Source organism: Iodidimonas muriae (assembly GCF_014647255.1).
GTDB classification, from domain to species: Bacteria; Pseudomonadota; Alphaproteobacteria; order Sphingomonadales; family Rhodothalassiaceae; genus Iodidimonas; species Iodidimonas muriae.
Window position 1 is genome coordinate 99287 of the sequence record NZ_BMOV01000005.1, and the last position, 16966, is coordinate 116252.

The 16966-nt window shown below is 56.4% G+C and carries 18 protein-coding genes, 1 tRNA gene and 1 pseudogene; 6 read left to right on the forward strand and 14 right to left on the reverse strand.

What is annotated here, in order from left to right; translation table 11 throughout:
* Positions 1-172: 172 nt before the first annotated feature.
* From IEX96_RS08315 to IEX96_RS08325, 3 genes are all read left to right on the forward strand, one after another.
* Positions 173-931, forward strand: a complete 759-nt coding sequence (locus IEX96_RS08315; protein WP_150005714.1) for a sulfite exporter TauE/SafE family protein — start codon at positions 173-175, stop codon at positions 929-931.
* A 96-nt stretch (positions 932-1027) separates the two neighbouring features.
* Positions 1028-1945, forward strand: a complete 918-nt coding sequence (locus IEX96_RS08320; protein ID WP_150005713.1) for a sulfite exporter TauE/SafE family protein — start codon at positions 1028-1030, stop codon at positions 1943-1945.
* On the forward strand, positions 1942-2700 hold the full coding sequence (locus IEX96_RS08325; RefSeq protein ID WP_150005712.1) for a TIGR02186 family protein: 759 nt from the start codon (positions 1942-1944) through the stop codon (positions 2698-2700). Before IEX96_RS08320 ends, IEX96_RS08325 begins: the two co-directional genes overlap by 4 nt.
* Before the next feature lie 33 nt (positions 2701-2733).
* On the opposite strand, the gene IEX96_RS08330 is transcribed toward IEX96_RS08325, so the two are convergent.
* The 8 genes from IEX96_RS08330 to IEX96_RS08365 all read right to left on the reverse strand — a co-directional run bounded on the left by IEX96_RS08330 (position 2734) and on the right by IEX96_RS08365 (position 10103).
* The gene (locus tag IEX96_RS08330) at positions 2734-3450 is read right to left on the reverse strand and encodes an SEL1-like repeat protein (RefSeq protein WP_150005711.1); all 717 of its coding nucleotides are present in this window, start codon (positions 3448-3450) and stop codon (positions 2734-2736) included.
* Between the two features lie 114 nt (positions 3451-3564).
* A complete protein-coding gene (locus tag IEX96_RS08335; protein WP_229773621.1) occupies positions 3565-3864 on the reverse strand; it encodes a sulfurtransferase TusA family protein in 300 nt (99 codons plus the stop codon).
* A gap of 125 nt (positions 3865-3989) precedes the next feature.
* The gene (locus IEX96_RS08340; RefSeq protein ID WP_188873766.1) at positions 3990-5369 is read right to left on the reverse strand and encodes a bifunctional folylpolyglutamate synthase/dihydrofolate synthase; all 1380 of its coding nucleotides are present in this window, start codon (positions 5367-5369) and stop codon (positions 3990-3992) included.
* Positions 5370-5384: 15 nt separating this feature from the next.
* Entirely contained in the window at positions 5385-6263 is an 879-nt protein-coding gene (gene accD / locus IEX96_RS08345; protein WP_188873767.1) for an acetyl-CoA carboxylase, carboxyltransferase subunit beta, read from the reverse strand.
* Positions 6264-6323: 60 nt separating this feature from the next.
* Positions 6324-7142, reverse strand: coding sequence for a tryptophan synthase subunit alpha (gene trpA, locus IEX96_RS08350; protein ID WP_188873768.1), 819 nt, complete (start codon positions 7140-7142; stop codon positions 6324-6326).
* A complete protein-coding gene (trpB, locus tag IEX96_RS08355; RefSeq protein ID WP_229773622.1) occupies positions 7139-8377 on the reverse strand; it encodes a tryptophan synthase subunit beta in 1239 nt (412 codons plus the stop codon). The genes trpA and trpB overlap by 4 nt, the downstream gene beginning before the upstream one ends.
* The gene (locus IEX96_RS08360) at positions 8374-9036 is read right to left on the reverse strand and encodes a phosphoribosylanthranilate isomerase (protein ID WP_150005710.1); all 663 of its coding nucleotides are present in this window, start codon (positions 9034-9036) and stop codon (positions 8374-8376) included. Before IEX96_RS08360 ends, trpB begins: the two co-directional genes overlap by 4 nt.
* Positions 9037-9095: 59 nt before the next feature.
* Positions 9096-10103, reverse strand: a complete 1008-nt coding sequence (locus IEX96_RS08365; RefSeq protein ID WP_188873769.1) for a tetratricopeptide repeat protein — start codon at positions 10101-10103, stop codon at positions 9096-9098.
* Positions 10104-10129: 26 nt separating this feature from the next.
* Between IEX96_RS08365 and IEX96_RS08370 the strand changes: the two genes are divergently transcribed.
* Positions 10130-11005 (forward strand): SDR family oxidoreductase, encoded by an 876-nt coding sequence (locus tag IEX96_RS08370; protein WP_150005708.1) that lies wholly within the window; start codon positions 10130-10132, stop codon positions 11003-11005.
* A gap of 27 nt (positions 11006-11032) precedes the next feature.
* On the opposite strand, the gene IEX96_RS08375 is transcribed toward IEX96_RS08370, so the two are convergent.
* Positions 11033-11905, reverse strand: a complete 873-nt coding sequence (locus tag IEX96_RS08375) for a D-amino-acid transaminase (RefSeq protein WP_150005707.1) — start codon at positions 11903-11905, stop codon at positions 11033-11035.
* Between the two features lie 42 nt (positions 11906-11947).
* Positions 11948-12283, reverse strand: a complete 336-nt coding sequence (locus IEX96_RS08380) for a PilZ domain-containing protein (protein ID WP_150005706.1) — start codon at positions 12281-12283, stop codon at positions 11948-11950.
* 102 nt (positions 12284-12385) lie between these two features.
* On the opposite strand from IEX96_RS08380, the gene IEX96_RS08385 reads away from it, so the two are divergent.
* On the forward strand, positions 12386-13816 hold the full coding sequence (locus tag IEX96_RS08385; RefSeq protein WP_150005705.1) for a sigma-54-dependent transcriptional regulator: 1431 nt from the start codon (positions 12386-12388) through the stop codon (positions 13814-13816).
* An 18-nt stretch (positions 13817-13834) separates the two neighbouring features.
* Here IEX96_RS08385 and IEX96_RS08390 read toward each other — a convergent pair whose 3' ends face one another.
* Positions 13835-13990, reverse strand: coding sequence for a hypothetical protein (locus IEX96_RS08390; RefSeq protein ID WP_188873770.1), 156 nt, complete (start codon positions 13988-13990; stop codon positions 13835-13837).
* A gap of 101 nt (positions 13991-14091) precedes the next feature.
* On the opposite strand from IEX96_RS08390, the gene IEX96_RS08395 reads away from it, so the two are divergent.
* Positions 14092-14166, forward strand: a tRNA-Thr gene (locus tag IEX96_RS08395).
* A 547-nt stretch (positions 14167-14713) separates the two neighbouring features.
* On the opposite strand, the pseudogene IEX96_RS14300 reads toward IEX96_RS08395, so the two are convergent.
* The 3 genes and pseudogenes from IEX96_RS14300 to IEX96_RS08410 form a co-directional block, all read right to left on the reverse strand.
* Positions 14714-15712 (reverse strand): annotated as a pseudogene (locus tag IEX96_RS14300) (recombinase family protein); the annotation flags it as partial.
* A 25-nt stretch (positions 15713-15737) separates the two neighbouring features.
* Complete coding sequence (locus IEX96_RS08405) at positions 15738-16079, reverse strand: hypothetical protein (RefSeq protein ID WP_150005703.1); 342 nt, start codon at positions 16077-16079, stop codon at positions 15738-15740.
* 625 nt (positions 16080-16704) lie between these two features.
* Positions 16705-16953, reverse strand: coding sequence for a hypothetical protein (locus IEX96_RS08410; protein ID WP_150005702.1), 249 nt, complete (start codon positions 16951-16953; stop codon positions 16705-16707).
* Positions 16954-16966: the final 13 nt, after the last annotated feature.

Sequence of the window (16966 nt, forward strand, 5' to 3'; positions counted from 1 at the left end):
TAGGTGAAAATTTTATATAGGGTTCCCGCCAAAACAAGTAACATTGTCGTTAAAATTCTTAACCTTTCATTATATTTCATTTGCCGCCGCTCCGAATGGCTTGCACCGTCTTCGGAACATAGGGGAAAGTGTGCCGGCGCTTTTCAGACACACAATGCCGTGAGGACGGGATATGGATATTTGGATGTTGCCATTGCTCGCCCTTGCCGGTGTTCTGGCCGGATGGTTGAATGTGTTGGCGGGGGGTGGGTCTATGGTCAGCGTGCTTGCCATGTTGTTCATGGGCATCCCCGGCCCCATTGCCAATGGCACCTTTCGCGTTGCTATTCTTGCCCAGAATTTCACGGCGGTCACATCGTTTCGCCAGCGCGGATTTTCCGATTTTCGCTTGTCGCTTTCCTTGGCGGCCGCGGCTTCTGTGGGGGCTATGGCCGGGGCGATGGTCGGGGTGCAGCTGTCGGGGCTGTGGTTTAACCGGGCCTTGGGTCTGGTGATGGTGGGGGTATTGATTTTAATGGCGACGGATTGGGGACGCGCAACACCCCAGCCTGCTCAGGAAACGCCCGGTGGTCCGAAAAATCTGGTGCTTGGCCATATTTTAATGGTGGGAGCCGGGCTTTGGGGCGGATTCATTCAAATCGGAGTCGGGTTTATTTTCATGCCCATACTGGCCCGTGTGATGGGCATCGATCTGGTGCGGGTGAACATGCACAAGGTGTTCATTGTGATGGTCTATACCAGCATTGCGCTTTTGGTTTTTGCAAGCCAGGGAGGCGTGTTGTGGAGCGCCGGATTGGCCCTTGCCTTTGGCCATGCCATCGGGGCCTGGCTCGGCGTGCGCAGCGCGGTTCTAAAGGGAGACAAGCTGATCCGCCGGGTTTTCATGCTGATGATTTCGGCTTTGGTGGTGAAGCTGCTATTTTTTCCCTAATCGATAAAAGCAGCCATTGATTGCACTGCCGTTCCTTTCGGGGTACACCGAGAAAAGACTGTCCTGTCCCTCAAAATGAGAGGTCGCCCGGCCGCCATGCCGTTCTATCTGCCAATCGCAGAGATGTCGCTTAACATCTTCTTGGTGATTGGGCTTGGGGTGGCCGTTGGGTTTTTGTCCGGCATGTTTGGTGTCGGCGGCGGTTTTCTGATGACTCCCTTGCTGATTTTTTCTGGTGTCCCCCCCGCTGTGGCGGTGGCTACCGGCGCGAATCTGATCACCGCTTCGTCTGTTTCCGGGGCAATCACCCATTGGCGACGGGGCGGCGTGGATCTGAAATTGGGCGGTGTCTTGATCGTTGGCGGGGCCATCGGGTCGGTGCTGGGCGCGTGGCTTTTCACGTGGCTGGAAGCCATTGGCCAAGTGGAGTTGATGATTTCGCTTCTCTATGTGGTGTTCTTGGGCGGGATTGGCGGCTTGATGCTGTGGGAAAGCCTGTTTGCCTTGCTGCGTAGCCGCCGGGGCGGCGCCCCCCGTAAAAGACGCGCCGGACGCGGCTGGCAACACAGCCTTCCTTTCAAAATGCGCTTTCGCAAATCGCGGCTTTATATTTCGGTTCTACTGCCTTTGGGCATCGGTGCCATTGTGGGGGTGCTGGCGGCCATTTTGGGTGTGGGCGGCGGCTTCATCATGGTTCCGGCCATGATCTATATTCTGGGGATGCCCACCAATGTGGTGGTGGGTACGTCTTTGCTGCAGATTATTTTCGTAACGGCCATCATCACCTTATTACATTCCGTGCAAACCCAAACCGTGGATATCATTCTGACTTTGCTGTTGCTCGTGGGGGCGGTTGGCGGGGCGCAATTGGGTGCGACATTGGGAATGAAGCTGAAAGGGGAGCAATTGCGTGCCCTTTTGGCCTTGATTGTTCTGGGCGTGTGCCTGCGCATGGGCTGGGATCTGGTGAGCGTGCCAGATGATCTCTATTCGATCATGCCGGGGGCATTATGAGCATGCGGGGCTTCATGATCTTGTTGGCGGTGTTTTTTGGGGCATATGATGCGGCCAAGGCCGCGCCGCATGGCCTTGTTACGGATATCAGCCGCGATATTGTTAATCTGCGCTATGATTTTTCTGGTACGGATCTGTTATTGTTCGGGGCCATTTCAGGGGCCGTGGACAGGGAGGAACCGCTTGATCTGGTGATTAGCGTGCTTGGCCCCGCAAAAAGCATGGTGGTGCGCCGCAAGGCGCAGGTGGCGGGGGTTTGGGTCAATAAGCAGGCAGCGTCTATTCCAGAGGCTCCGGGATATTATGCCCTGACAAGCACGCGTCCCCTTGCCAATATTACCGATGCGAAAACCCTGTCGGATCTTGGGCTGGGATTGGCGAATTTACCGCTTTCCATTGTTTCGTCCGATGCCATTGAGCCTCGGGAATTTCGCGCCGGTTTTGTCCGGGCTATGGAAAAGCGCGGCCTTTATCGCTTGGATGCGGATGCTGTGACGGTTCTGGAAGGGGCGTTGTTTCGTACCAATATCCGCCTGCCAGCCAATGTACCGGAAGGGCCGTTCGAGGCCCGTGTGGTGCTGTTTTCCAACGGCGTGCCGGTTGTGGATCGCGCCTTGCATATCGAGGTGGGGAAAATCGGATTCGAGCGGGCGGTGTTCCAGTTGGCAAAGCAGCAGCCTTTGCTTTATGGCATTGCCGCTGTGCTTTTAGCCTTGTTATCGGGTTGGGCCGCGAGCCTGTTATCACGCCGTTAAGGTGAAGACCGTGAAAGAGCCACGGCTTTTGGCTTATTGGCGGGGAGGCCTGCCACCCGGCGTCAACATTTGAATCCCCCCTTCCGAGCGCGGAGCCACGGCATTCGGTCTGGCCCCTTGCACCGGAGTCCACAGGATTTTCTTCCAGTTTTCCGCCCGTTGTTCGCCAGCGCGGCGGGCATCACTAGTCAGGGCCTGATTGATCCGGGCAAGCTGTGCGGAGGAAATGGGAGAAGAAAAGCCGGGCTTTTTACGGGCCGGGTTTTTTTCAAACAAGGTCACCCACATGGCGGCCTCGGTCAAATCTCGGATGCCGTCTGGTCCCGTTGCATAAATCAGCGCGAGCGTGCCTTGCGCTTCGGGGGCACCGGCTTCGGCAGCACGGCGCATCCAGATCAGTCCATCAAGCCATTGGGTAGAGGTGGCGCTTGGGGATGTGGCTTTGAAGATACAATCCGCCAGATGATATTGCGCCAATTCAAAGCCATTGCCCCGCATGGAGAGCTGATAAAATAGCGGGGTGGCCTCTTGGCATTTATTCTGCGCTTTCAGATCAAGGGCTTGGCTGTAAAGCCGCGAAGAAATATCCACGGTAGGGATTTGTGACAGCCGTTCGGTCATTTCCGCACGCTTTTTCTGCCGTTCGCGCGGGCCATCCGCCGTGCATCCAGCGAGAAAAACCACAAAAGAAAGGGAAAGAAGGGCAAAGCGGAAGGCAGATCCAAACGGGGGCACAGTGGAAATCATCACAGACGCATCCTTGAACATGATAGCGCGCGCAGTATGGATCATCTTGGTAAAGCGGACAACGCCGATGAGACAGGCGCTTGTCGATTTTGAGTGATTTCAACGAAAAACAAAGGGTCAGCTTGCTTCTTGCAGAGCTTCGTCCGTGTTCAGTTCCGCTTGTCGTGCGCCGCGTTCCAGTTCGAAAATTAACTGGCTGCCTTGTTGATGGGCCATAATAAGCCGATGCCCGGCCTGCTGGCAAAAGGCGGGAAGGTCGGCGATCAGCGCAGGATCGTCCGCGATTGCCTTGATTTTTGTCCCCGGCTCAATGGCTGCAAGAGCACGGCGGATTTTTAGAATCGGGAACGGAGCTTTCAGTCCCGTAATATCTATTTCGTGCATAAATGAGCACCCTCTCGGCATTTGTGTTGTCAAGCGAACGGACGCCTTGCCGTTCAGCGGCTTGCCTGAGCTTTTTTCTTGATTGGCACCAACTTAGCATCCAAATCTCAACGTCCCCTTAATCGGAGAAAAAAGATATGAAGCTGTAAGAAGGGGGCCTAGTCGGGCAAGGGGCCGTTTTTGGCCAACACATCCCCCGCCAGATACAAGGACCCGGCGATCAAAACGAAAGGCGCTTCATTGGATTGGGCCGGTGCTTTGCCGGCCGGGCTGGCTTGTGCGATGGTTTTCAGGGCCCCTTCCACAGAGGAGGCCATCATGGCATGCATGCCAATGGAACTGGCGGCAGCGGCGATGTCTGCGGCAGGGCACGGGGTTTCCACATTGGGGATCGTGACCCCATAGACACTGTGGACCAGCCCTTGGAATGGCCGCAGATAGTCCAAAGGGTCCCGATTGCCCATCATCCCGACAATCAGGCTGACCGGTCGGGATTTATCCACCAGCGTCAACAGGGCTTCCCGCACTGCACGGGCGGCGGCGGGGTTATGGCCACCATCCAGCCATAAATCGCTTTTTTCGGGCAACAGATCCCGCAAGGGGCCATGATCCAGCTTTTGCAGGCGTGCGGGCCAGCGTACCCAGCCAAGTCCGGCGCGAATTGCCGCTTCAGAGATGGGAACGGCGTTTTGATGCCGCAATAATGCAATGGCGGTGCTGGCGTTCATGGCTTGATGCGCTCCGGCCAGAACCGGGGCGGGAAGATCAAGAATGCCGTGAGTGTCTTTATAGATCAAATGGGTTGCCCCGGCCTCGTCAGTCCGCAATCCGGCTTGCCATTGCTGGCCAAAGCCAAAACAGGGCGCATTATTTTCATGGGCAATGCGCCGCAGAACCTTGTCCACAAGGGGGGATTGCGGCCCTAGAATCGCCGGAACGCCGGATTTCATGATCCCTGCTTTTTCTGCAGCGATATCCGCCAGATCATCGCCCAAATAAGCCTGATGATCATAAGAAATCGGCGTGATAGCAGTGGCGGCAGGCCGGTCGATCACATTGGTGGCATCCAGCCGCCCGCCCAGGCCCACTTCCAGAATGCACAAATCGGCGGGAATGCGGGAAAAGGCGAGCATAGCAGCGGCTGTGGTGATCTCGAAAAAAGTGATGGGATCGGTGCCATTGGCGGCTTCCACTTCGTCCAGAAGTGCGCTGAGGGCTGTATCGTCGATCAATTGGCCTTGCAGGCGGATACGTTCGTTAAAGCGCACCAGATGCGGCGAGATATAGCTGTGCACCCGCAGCCCCGCAGCTTCGGCGATGGCGCGGCTGGTGGCCACGACCGAGCCTTTCCCGTTGGTACCCGCCACATGTAGAACCGGGGGCAAGGAACGGTGGGGATTCCCCAGCTTTTCCAACAATGTTTCGATCCGCCCAAGGGACAGGTCAATCACCTTGGGGTGCAGGGCAGCCAAACGCCCGAGGGCATTGGCCACGGCCTGTCGTGCATCCTGTGTGGGGGGCGTATCGGACGTCGTCATGCTGATGGGTGGTTACTATTGGGCAGCCTGATGAAAAACCGGACGGTGCTTTTCCATCAGCAAAGAGATCACCCGACGCAAGGCACCACGCAATTCATGGCGATGCACCACCATATCCACCATGCCGTGTTCCAGCAGATATTCCGAACGCTGGAAGCCATCGGGCAGCTTTTCGCGGATGGTTTGTTCAATCACCCGCGGGCCGGCAAAGCCGATCAATGCGCCCGGTTCGGCAATATGCACATCCCCCAACATGGCATAAGAGGCGGTAACGCCGCCGGTGGTGGGATCGGTAAGAATAACGATATAGGGCAGTCCGGCTTCTTTCACCATATCCACCGCCACTGTGGTCCGCGGCATCTGCATCAAAGACAAGATGCCTTCTTGCATCCGCGCCCCGCCTGCGGCGGTGACCATGATCAGCGGCGCTTTCAAGGCGATGGCTTCTTCGGCGGCCCGAACAATGGCCTCGCCCACGGCCATGCCCATCGATCCCCCCATGAAGAAGAAATTTTGCACGGCAATCACGCTCTCCACACCGCCGATTTTGCCCTTCGCCACCTGAATGGCATCGGTATCGCCCGATTTGTTGCGGGCGTCTTTCATGCGGTCGGTATAGCGCTTTGTATCGCGGAATTTTAAAGGATCGTCTTTCACCGTGGGCAGATCCACCTTTTGGTGGATGCCTTCATCGAAGAGCGCTTCAAACCGTTCTTTGGGGCCGACTCTGTCATGATGGCCGCAATTGGCGCAGACCTTTTGCGCCGCCACGAAATCCCTATGGAAGATCATCTGTCCGCAGGCTTTGCATTTGTGCCAAAGGTTATCGGGCGATTCGCGCTTCCGGATCACCTTCGACAGGCGCGGCTTCACATAATCAGTCAACCAATTCATCGACACATTCCTTGTTAAGGGCAGCGGTAGCTTATCAGAGTAGGCAAAGAGAGGGGAAAATTATCCCCGGGTTCCTTCTGCCAAAGTGTGCACGAACGCGCTTACCGCGTCCACAAGACCGGGGCGTGCTTGCCCTGTTTCATCCAGATTGGCCTTGATCTGCGCCACAATGGCCGATCCGACCACGGCTGCATCGGCCAGTTGGCCAATCCGGCCCACATCTTTCGGAGATTTGATGCCAAAGCCCACAGCCACCGGCAAATCCGATGCGGCATGGATGCGTGTGACGGCCGCTTCGATATCGCTGTCTTGGGCGCTGCTGGTGCCGGTGACGCCTGCCACCGATACATAATACAGGAAACCCGATGCGCCATCCAGAACGCGGGGAAGACGGGCATCATCTGTGGTGGGGGTGGCCAAGCGGATTATAGAAATGCCGGCTTTGGCCGCAGGCACGCGCAACTCGGCGTCTTCTTCCGGTGGAAGATCGACAACGATCAAGCCATCCACCCCGCTGCTGCTGGCTTTTTCGACGAACGCCTCCACACCAAAGGCCATGATGGGGTTGAAATACCCCATCAATATGATCGGCGTATCGGTGTCGGATTTGCGGAAATCGGCCACCATTTCAAGGGTTTTGTGCATGTTCGCGCCTGCCTTCAGGGCGCGCAGGCTGGCTTCTTGAATGGCGGGGCCATCGGCCATGGGATCGGTGAAGGGCATCCCCAGTTCGATGATGTCGGCCCCGGCTTTGGGCAGGCGGGCCAACAGCTTTGTGCTGGTATCCGGATCGGGATCGCCCGCCGTGATGAAGGTAACAAAAGCGGCGCGCTTTTCGGCCTTCAAGGCATTGAACCGTGCGGTGATGCGGTCGCTCATAGGTCCACCCCTAAAATATCGGCGATGGTGAAAATATCTTTATCCCCCCGACCGCACATATTCATGATGATCAAATGATCTTTGGGAAGCTCCGGCGCCATGCGGATCACCTGTGCCAAGGCATGGCTTGGTTCCAGCGCCGGTAAAATGCCTTCAAGGCGGGCGCAAAGCTGAAAAGCTTCCAGGGCTTCATGGTCGGTGGCCGAGACATAGTTCACCCTGCCCATATCCGCCAGCCACGCATGTTCGGGGCCGATGCCGGGATAATCGAGCCCGGCCGAGATGGAATGGGCTTCGATGATCTGGCCGTCGTCATCTTGTAGCAAATAGGTTTTGTTGCCGTGCAAAACGCCGGGGGTTCCGCCAGCAATGGCTGCTGCATGTTCGCCGGTTTCAATGCCTTTGCCCGCTGCTTCAACGGCATAGGCGGCCACATCCGGATCATCGAGAAAGGCATGGAACAATCCCAAAGCATTGGAGCCGCCGCCGATACAGGCCACAAGGCTATCGGGCAGGCGTCCTTCCCGTTCCATGATCTGTGCCCGCGCCTCGCGCCCAATCACCGATTGGAATGCGCGGACCATTTCCGGATAGGGATGGGGGCCTGCCACGGTGCCGATCACATAGAAGGTGTCATCCACATTGGCGACCCAATCACGCAGGGCTTCATTCATGGCGTCTTTCAAGGTGGCAGAGCCGGAATGACAGGGGCGGACATCGGCCCCTAAAAGCCGCATGCGGAACACATTGGGCTTTTGCCGTTCCATGTCCTTGGCACCCATGAACACGGTGCAAGGCAGGCCAAAGCGCGCCGCAACGGTGGCCGTGGCCACCCCGTGCTGGCCCGCCCCGGTTTCGGCGATGATGCGGGTTTTTCCCATGCGCTTGGCCAATAAAACCTGTCCGATGGCATGATTGATCTTGTGGGCGCCGGTATGGTTCAACTCGTCGCGCTTCATATAGATTTTCGCGCCACCCAAATGTTCGGTCAGGCGTTCTGCGAAATAAAGCGGGCTGGGCCGCCCCACATAATGCTCTAAAAGATCATCCAATTCATCGAGGAATTTTTGATCTTCGCGGGCCTCATGCCATGCCTTTTCTACCGACAGGATCAACGGCATCAGCGTTTCCGCTACATAGCGTCCGCCATATTTGCCGAAATGGCCCTGATCGTCGGGCCCTGTGCGAAAGCTGTTGGGTTTGGTGGCCCCATTTTCGGCCCCGGCTGTGGTCACGGCGTCTGCTCCTTTGGTCCTGGCGTGCGCGCATGGTTCATAAATTGGGCGATTTTATCGAGGCTTTTGAGGCCGGGCGCATCTTCCACCCCTGAAGAGACATCCACCCGTTTGGCCCCGCTTTCCAAAACGGCCTGCGCCAGATTGTCCGCATCAAGGCCACCGGATAACATCCATGGCAGGGACGGGGTGCGGCCTTCCAGCAAAGTCCAGTCAAAGGCGCGGCCATTGCCACCGGGCAGGCGCGTCGTTCCGGGTTGGGCTTTGGCATCGAACAAGATCATATCCACCACCGCTTCATAGGTGCGGGCGGCCTCTACATCTGCGGCTTCGGCAATGGGAAGGGCCTTGATCAGCCGTTTTCCCGATTGGGCGCGGATGGCTTGAGCGCGTTCTGGCGTTTCTTGGCCATGCAATTGAATCCAGTCCACAGCCGGGGCGGTTTCGTCCAATAACCGGTCGGTGGGATTCACATAAACACCGACGGTTTCCATCCCGTGGCTGCGGGCGATGGCGGCAAGATCGATGGCTAAGCGCGCATCTACATAGCGCGGGGACGGCGGGAAAAAAACAAATCCCACCCAACGGGCCCCATTCTTGCCCGCGGCATCAATAACATTCGGCGAGACAAGCCCGCAGATTTTAACTTCAAGTGACATGTGCATCTTCTAGGGGGCTATGTGGCAAGCTGCAAGCGCCTCTGTGCGGCGGAGTGCTTTTAAGGGGTGGGGGCCGTATTATTCGGATCTGGATCCATTTGGTCAAGTGCTGCAAGATTGGCGCGGGCAGCCAAAGCTGCGGCGGCATCGGGCCAGCGGGTGACAATGGTTTGCCAATCGGTGCGGGCCGCTTTTTCGTCGCCGGTCAGCATATGGATATTGGCGCGTTCCAGCCGCGCGGCGGGGCTTTGTTGATCCAGTTCCACCGCCCGTATTGCGGCATCAAGGGCCGGCTCCAGATCACCAAGCGCCCGATATGCACTGGCCAGATAAAGGGCAATATCGGCACGCCATCCGCCGATCAGGCGGGCTTTCTCCAGATCCTTGATGGCATCTTCATATTCGCCCATCAGCCCCAAAGTGCGGGCGCGGTCCACATGAAGGTCCAAAGTCAAAGGATCGTTTTCCAAAGGCGCTTGTGCCAGACCGTTGGAAAAGGCGGTATAGGCCTGTTCGGGCTTGTCGGCCAAAAGCAGCGCATTGCCCATTTGCGCATAAATCCCCGCCAGCAGGCTATAAGGGTCATCGGCATCTACAATGTCATAGGTCAGGCCGCGCCCGGTGCGCATATCATCGGCCAACCGGCTATAGCGTTGGGCGGCCGCATCGGGGCGGCCAAGCGCCACAAGGGCGGCGGCAGCACAATGTTCGGCAGGAAGGCTGGGGCCATCGGCCAGCCACGCCAAGGCGTTTTCCAAGGCGCGATCCGGTGCCGTACCCAAGCGCTGCATGCAGGCACGATAGCGATTGGCCTCTTCTTGTGCTTTGGCGCTGCTAATGCCTCGTGTTGGTGGAAGCATCAAAGGGGCCAGCGTGTCGCCATCGCCTGTAGGCGCGGCTTCCGTATTGGGCTGAGAATCGGCAAGGCCGGCGGGATTGGCCCGCCGCTGATCGATGGGCAATTCCGATAAGGGATCGTTTTGCTGGGCGCTGGCCCCGCTTGTCGTACCGATAAGGCCAAGGGTGCAGAGCGCGCCCATTTGTGCCATGAAAAGAATGGATTTCATCATGACGCATAAGGTGGCACCGGCCTATGGCGGAAGAAAGGCTTTTTTGTTTCGGATTGGGCTATAGCGCCCGTTTTTTGGCGCGGCATCTGCAAGCGCAAGGCTGGCAGGTGGCTGGAACCGTACGCTCACAGCCTGATCGGGCGGCGCTTGAGGCTATAGGGATCGCCGCCTTTCTTTTTGACGGTCAAGCACCGATGGATGCTGCGGGACGGGCGGCGCTGGCGGATTCGTCTTATATCTTATCCTCTGTCCCCCCTGATGATAAGGGCGATCCCGTGGAACGCCATCACCGCGCAGACTTCGCCGCTTTGGGCGATTGCCGGTGGGTGGGTTATCTGTCCACCAGCGGGGTTTATGGCGATCATGGGGGAGGCTGGGTGGATGAAGCCACGCCGCCCACCCCCATCAGCCGCCGCGGCGTGCGGCGCTTGGCGGCAGAAAATATCTGGCGCAGCTTGGGGGATCGGGCGGGGCTGCCTGTGCATATTTTTCGGCTGGCGGGAATTTACGGCCCCGGTCGCAGTCCGCTTGATGCGGTGCGGGCAGGGCAGGCGCGGCGCATTGCCAAGCCCGGTCAGGTTTTTTCGCGTATTCATGTCGCCGATATTGCCCGTGCCTTGGTGGCTTCCATGGCCCGGCCGCGTAAGGGAGCCATCTATAATCTGTGCGACGATTGCCCCGCATCCTCTTCGGAGGTGATCGCCTATGCGGCATCGCTTCTGGGGCAGGACCCGCCGCCGGAAGTGCCCTTGGACGAGGCGGATTTATCGCCTATGGCCCGCAGTTTTTATAGTGAAAACAAGCGGGTTCGTAATCGGTTGATGCATGTTGAACTGGGTGTTGAACTGGCTTTTCCCGATTATAAGGCGGGGCTTGCCAGCCTGTTGGACAGGCCGTAGCGGCTTATTTTCAGGGCATCGGGCGGGCTATAGCCGATAGCCGGTTTCGCGCAGCACATGCCGCCAATGCCGATCAATCAAATCACGGGTAACGGGGCCGGGCGTACCATCCCCGACGGGAACGCCGTCAATTTGGGTGACCGGCGTAACAGAAGATGTGGTGGAGGCGATGAACGCCTCTTTCGCTGATTGTGCTTCGGCAATGGTGAAGGGCTCTTCCACCGGTGCGATTTGGGCATTGGCGGCTATATCGCCCACCACATGGCGGGTGATGCCGGGAAGAATATCCTTTGCCAAACGCCGGGTGCGCAGGCGGCCTTGTTGATCGACAATCCAGGCGGTGGATGATGATCCTTCGGTAACAAAGCCTTGTGCATCCACCATCCAGCCCTCTAGTGCACCTGCTTCACGGGCCGCTTGTTTGGCCAGAACATTGCCCAAAAGTGAGACGGTTTTGATATCGCAGCGTTTCCAGCGCAGATCGGGGGTGCTTATCACTGCAACGCCCGTTTTTTGCTTTTCCCGTAAGGCCGCCACATCGAACCGTTGGGCGACCATCACAATGGCAGGGGCCGGGGGAAAGGCGGGGAAGGCGTGGTCGCGGCGGGCAACGCCGCGGGTGATTTGAAGATAGATCGTTGCATCGCGCAGGCGATTGCGCCGCATCATCTGGTCCATCACCACTTTGAAAGCCTCGCGCCCCATGGGCGGGTTGATGGACAAAGCAGCCAAAGACCGGTCCAGCCTGTCCATATGCGGATGGAAATCCAAAGGCTTGCCGTTCAAAAACAGGCATACCTCATAAACGCCGTCGGAAAATTGATAGCCGCGATCCTCGATGGAGACGCTGGCATGGGCACGGGGCAAAAACTGGCCGTTAACATAAACAATGCGGGACACGGGGGACTCACCAACAGGGGAAACAGTACACACCCGTCACTTTCAATCCACGCGGGCGGAAAGGTCAAGCCCCAGTGTGGCCACGGCATGATCGCCCAGAAGCTGACGGACTTCCTGAGGGGGTAAAATAAAATTTAACCCTAGTCTGTCATCCTTGTGCCAGCAGATTTCCGCAGGCAAATCGCCACAACGGGAAATGGACAAAGTAACAGGAGCGCCGCGTTTCAAGGGTAAAGCCAGCCGGATGCGGGCCCCCGCCAGAGAAAGATCCAACACCCGACAAGAAAAGCTGAACTCGCCAACCTTGAGCGTACCCATCCAGATCACCGAACGACGCGGATGATTGCGGCGCTCTTTTCCTGTATCCCCGTTGTTCATGGGCCGTCTGATCCTGATAATATGATCCGATAAAAAAACATGGTGGGACAAACAGGTTTGTGTTCAGTTAACATATGTACCTGCAATTGATTAAAGCTGAATATGACGCACACGCCACATATCCTGATCGTTGAAGATAGCCTGAGTCTCGCTCGTACTTATGAGGCTTATTTGCGCCGGCTGGAGGCGAAAACGCAGATTGCGGCGGATCTGGCGCAGGCAAAGGCCGTTTTGTCACAAGGCGTGCCGGACCTGATTTTGCTGGATGTGAAATTACCCGATGGGGATGGTTTGTCGTTGCTGTCGTCTTTACCCGAAGGGGCAACGCGCCCGCCGGTGATCGTGATGACGGCGCATGGCTCTGTTTCCAAAGCGGTGGAAGCCATGCAGGCCGGGGCGACGGATTTTCTGGTGAAGCCCTTTGATGCGGACCGGCTGGTTACCACCACCAGCAATGCGTTGGAAAATCGCCGCCTTAGCAGCTTGGTGAAGCGCTATGAAGATAGCTTTCGCGGTGAAGGTTTCGGAGAATTCATCGGGAAAAGCCTGCCCATGCAAGCGGTTTACCGGATGATCGAAAGTGCCGGACCATCGAAGGCCAGTGTGTTCATCACCGGCGAATCGGGAACAGGCAAAGAATTATGCGCTGCGGCGCTGCATAAATGCTCGCCGCGCACCCAAGGGGCGTTTGTTGCGCTTAATTGTGCGGCTCTTCCCAAAGATTTGATTGAAAGCGAGATTTTCGGCCACAAAAAAGGGGCGTTTACCGGTGCCACCGCCGATCGGGAGGGCGCTGCGGTGAAAGCTCATCTGGGTACGCTGTTTCTGGATGAAGTATGCGAGATGGACCTGGCCCTGCAATCCAAATTGCTGCGCTTTTTGCAAACGGGGATGGTGCAGCCTGTAGGGTCGGATGATCTGCGTAAGGTGGATGTGCGAATCGTTTGCGCCACCAACCGTGATCCCATGGCCGAAGTGCGGAGCGGGCGATTCCGTGAAGATCTTTATTACCGGTTGCACGTTATTCCCATCGAATTGCCGCCCTTGCGGGATCGGGGCAATGATGCGGTTGATTTGGCGCAGGCCTTTTTGACGCAGCTTTCAAAAGAAGAAGGAAAATCTTTTGAGCGCCTGTCGGAAGACGCGGAAAATGCTGTGCGGCGCTATGCCTGGCCGGGAAATGTGCGCGAAATGCGCAATGTGATTCAAACCGCTGTGGTGCTGAATGATGGGCCGGTGCTGGAAGAGCATATGCTGTCGCGGTCGTTGCATACAGGCGATTCCAAAGGCGCGGATCATCGTTTTGACGACGCGCAAAAAGTAGCGGTTCGGGATGTTCCGGCCCGCATTGAACCGCTGGCACTGGTGGAACGCCGGGCCATTGAACGGGCCATTGATCTATGCGGTGGCAATGTCAGCCAAGCCGCCGCCTATTTGGAAGTAGCGCCTTCAACGCTTTATCGGAAATTGCAGTCCTGGGATGATCGGATGGCGGAAGATGCCGCCGCGATGGTTTCGGGGCGTCATTCCTAAGCCTCGCCGCTTTGCCGATCAGTCGGGCGTGCCTGTGCCGGGCGGTTGCACCGGATCGGAGCCGCGCTCGCGGGCTTGTTCCTTGCGGCGGCGCAGATTATCCCGCAGTGCTTTTGCCAGCCGTTCTTGCTTTTGTTTGGCGGGATCGGGTGTGTTTTCGGGCGTGTTTTTCATGGCTGCGTTTTTAATCCCGAAAGGAATTGTCTTCAAGTGTCAGGTTAGGCTTGCGTCCTGCGTCTGGCTGTGGCAAAAGCCGCGCTGCAAAACGAATGCACGCCCACATGGCTCAGGGGTAGAGCACTCCCTTGGTAAGGGAGAGGTCGCGAGTTCGAATCTCGCTGTGGGCACCATTTGACAATTTTGACCCTGCAAACCCGCTAAGACCTTGAAAGGTATGGCAGTTTCTATAGTTCGATAACCGTTTTCGCGGGAGTATCGAAGAGGCTCTACAAAGGCCAACCGCAGCACGGTTTGGCGCAGGGGTAGAGACCCATTTTCATATATATTCCAGGGGCTTGAGAGGAACTTCAGCGCGAGTTCAATAGACTCTCCAAACCTCCCTTTCGCCGGAACCATATTCTCGGCCTTCTCGGTCAGCAGAAACTTCTCCCGCTCCAATTTCTCGACCCGCTTTTCAAGCGCAGAGATCACGGATGCACTCGACGACTCCACAATCCTGTCGAGCAGCTTGTTGATCTGGTCCTCAACGCCTGCAAGCTGGGCAAGCACCGCTTTCTTGGATCGTTTAGCTTCATCCAAGCGTGCATCCCATGCACGCTCGAACATCGTGCGCATGACACCGAAGAGCTTCTTCGTTGGCTGCATGGATTTGAGAATTTCCGCGAAACCTTCCTCGATCTTCGCGCGTGGGATCGACTTTCGCTTGGACCGACAGCCCGGTGTGTCGCACAGATAATATGGATAATGCTTGCGGCAGCCCTTGGACCAAGCTGCGGTCATGGGCTTGTCGCAATCATCGCAGTGCACGAAGCCGCGAAGCGGAAAATCTGGGCTGAAATCACGCCGAGCAGCAGGACGACCGCCATTCTCCAAATTGTACAGAATCTTTTCATGCGTGCCGAAGCCGATCAAGGCTTCATGATGACCTTTGCGCAGGCTCACATCCCATGTCTCTGAATGCACGTACCCTGCGTAGAGGGGGTTCCTGAGTAGCTTGGTAATCTTCCACGCTCGGATTTTCCCGTTTGGCAAATCCTTTGGGAACTCAGGTTTGGTTTCTAAAAACCGCTGCACTTCGGCTTGAGACGCGAAGCGGCCATTTGCGTACCCTTCGAGGGCTTCTTGCACATACTCGGCAAGCAAACCGTCAGGAGACAGAAGCTTTCCGTGCACCTTATCGGTTATGTACTTATAGCCTACTGGCGCATGAAATACCCAATAGCCTTTCTCGATACGGGCAACCATTTTCTGTCGAACCTGTCGGCGGTTTTGCTCACGCTCTAACTCACCGTGCGCGGCAACAATGGTTTCAATGAATTTGCCTTCCGGCGTATCTTCGAAATTGAAGTTGAGGCATTCAACTGTCGCGCCGCGTTCAGCGAATGCGTGACGTAGCTTAAAGTGAAATTCTGTGTCGCGAGCAAAGCGCTTGAGATCATCAAAGATGACGACGAATTTGCCGTCCTTCTGGGCATCGAGATAGGCCAGCATGGCGCACATGCCTGGGCGCTTCATAAAGTCACCACCGCCCGAAGCATCATCAGGGAATACCGCCTCTACGGCATAGCCTTTCATCTCGGCGTATTGTCGGCACCGATGCTCTTGACTAACGAGGCCAGCACCTTCTGTCTTTTGGCGGGTCGTGGACACACGGCAGTAGATAAGTGCGCGGATCGGCGTGCTTTTTTGGTCCTTGTTGTTCTTTTCTGATGCCATGAATCCTTAACCTTTCTGCGCCGCCTCAAGGTTCCGGCGCAACGATGTCCTTTTGTTCTTTACTGGGTAAGCTGGATTCTAGCCCATCTTCACACAAAATGCTTGCATGATCGTGCTTTGTTCTGCCTTTTCCACAGACCTGCTGCGTCGGATGCACCTCAAAGCCAAGCTCTACAAACGCTACTATGATCTTCCAAAGCGCGCCAATGACTTGCTCCTTCTGAGCGTCGTCTATTTCAGCATCTTCGAGCAGCTCTTTGTAGAATTCGACATCTAGCTGAAGACTGTGCCTCACAGTCCGATCATGTTCGCGCGACAGTGCTTCGCCTACGTCGGGCAATGTCCAATCTTTATCGGATGTGGTCATGACAAGACCCCTCCTTTTCAGCAATGCACCGCATGCTGACCAGTTTCATTTCCTTTTCGGACAATAGAGCAATACATCACCCTTACAGGGTGATACGCGCAGATATTGCTGCGCGAATGCTGCATATATATAGTTTTATTATACCGCAGCAATCGGCTGTAACGCAAACTCAGCAAGGGTTTCGGGGAAAAGCAAGGCCCCGATCTTGTTACGAGAGATCAGGGCTTTCAAAAGAGAAATTCTCTTTTGAAGAGGGATTTCGATCCACTTTAATCTGGGGAGATTGGAAAGCGGATCGAAGCATTTGGACTATTTTTCAGTATACGCACCGCTTCAACTTTTTATTGCCTCTATCGACTTTGTGAGAAGTTTGACTTTGCGAAGCCACCAAGGCGCGCAAATACTTGTTGGGCTTCAACTTCAGTGGCTGCTTTTTTAAGCCTGTCGCGAAGAACGGCTATCCGCTTCCGGTTCTCTTCATCGATTTGCCGTTTGGCATCCATCGTTAGTCCGTGTCCAGGTTCGAGCGTTGCTGCGCTTCGCGGAGCGCGTCTCTCCCTCAAGCGACGCAACAATTCCTCCTTCGTCGAAATCGTGGGATGCGTGTCGCCGTTTTGATCCATGGTCAGCGGTCGCGCTGCTCGCGATTGCGACGACGCGGTTTCTCCTCACGCGCTTCTTCCAACCGCTCCTTGGGCGTTCGCAAAATGATGCGGCCATCGACCGGAACGGAGTCGAGTTGGATTGTGTGCCCTTCACCGTCCCTGTGCGCGAAGGCGACACCGACGCGGTTAAAGTATGACTTGTCGTCTGCGCCTTCTTTCACATGAAACGCATCGAAACTCGGACGGTTCTTATCCGATCTATCGCTCATCTTCTTCTCCTTT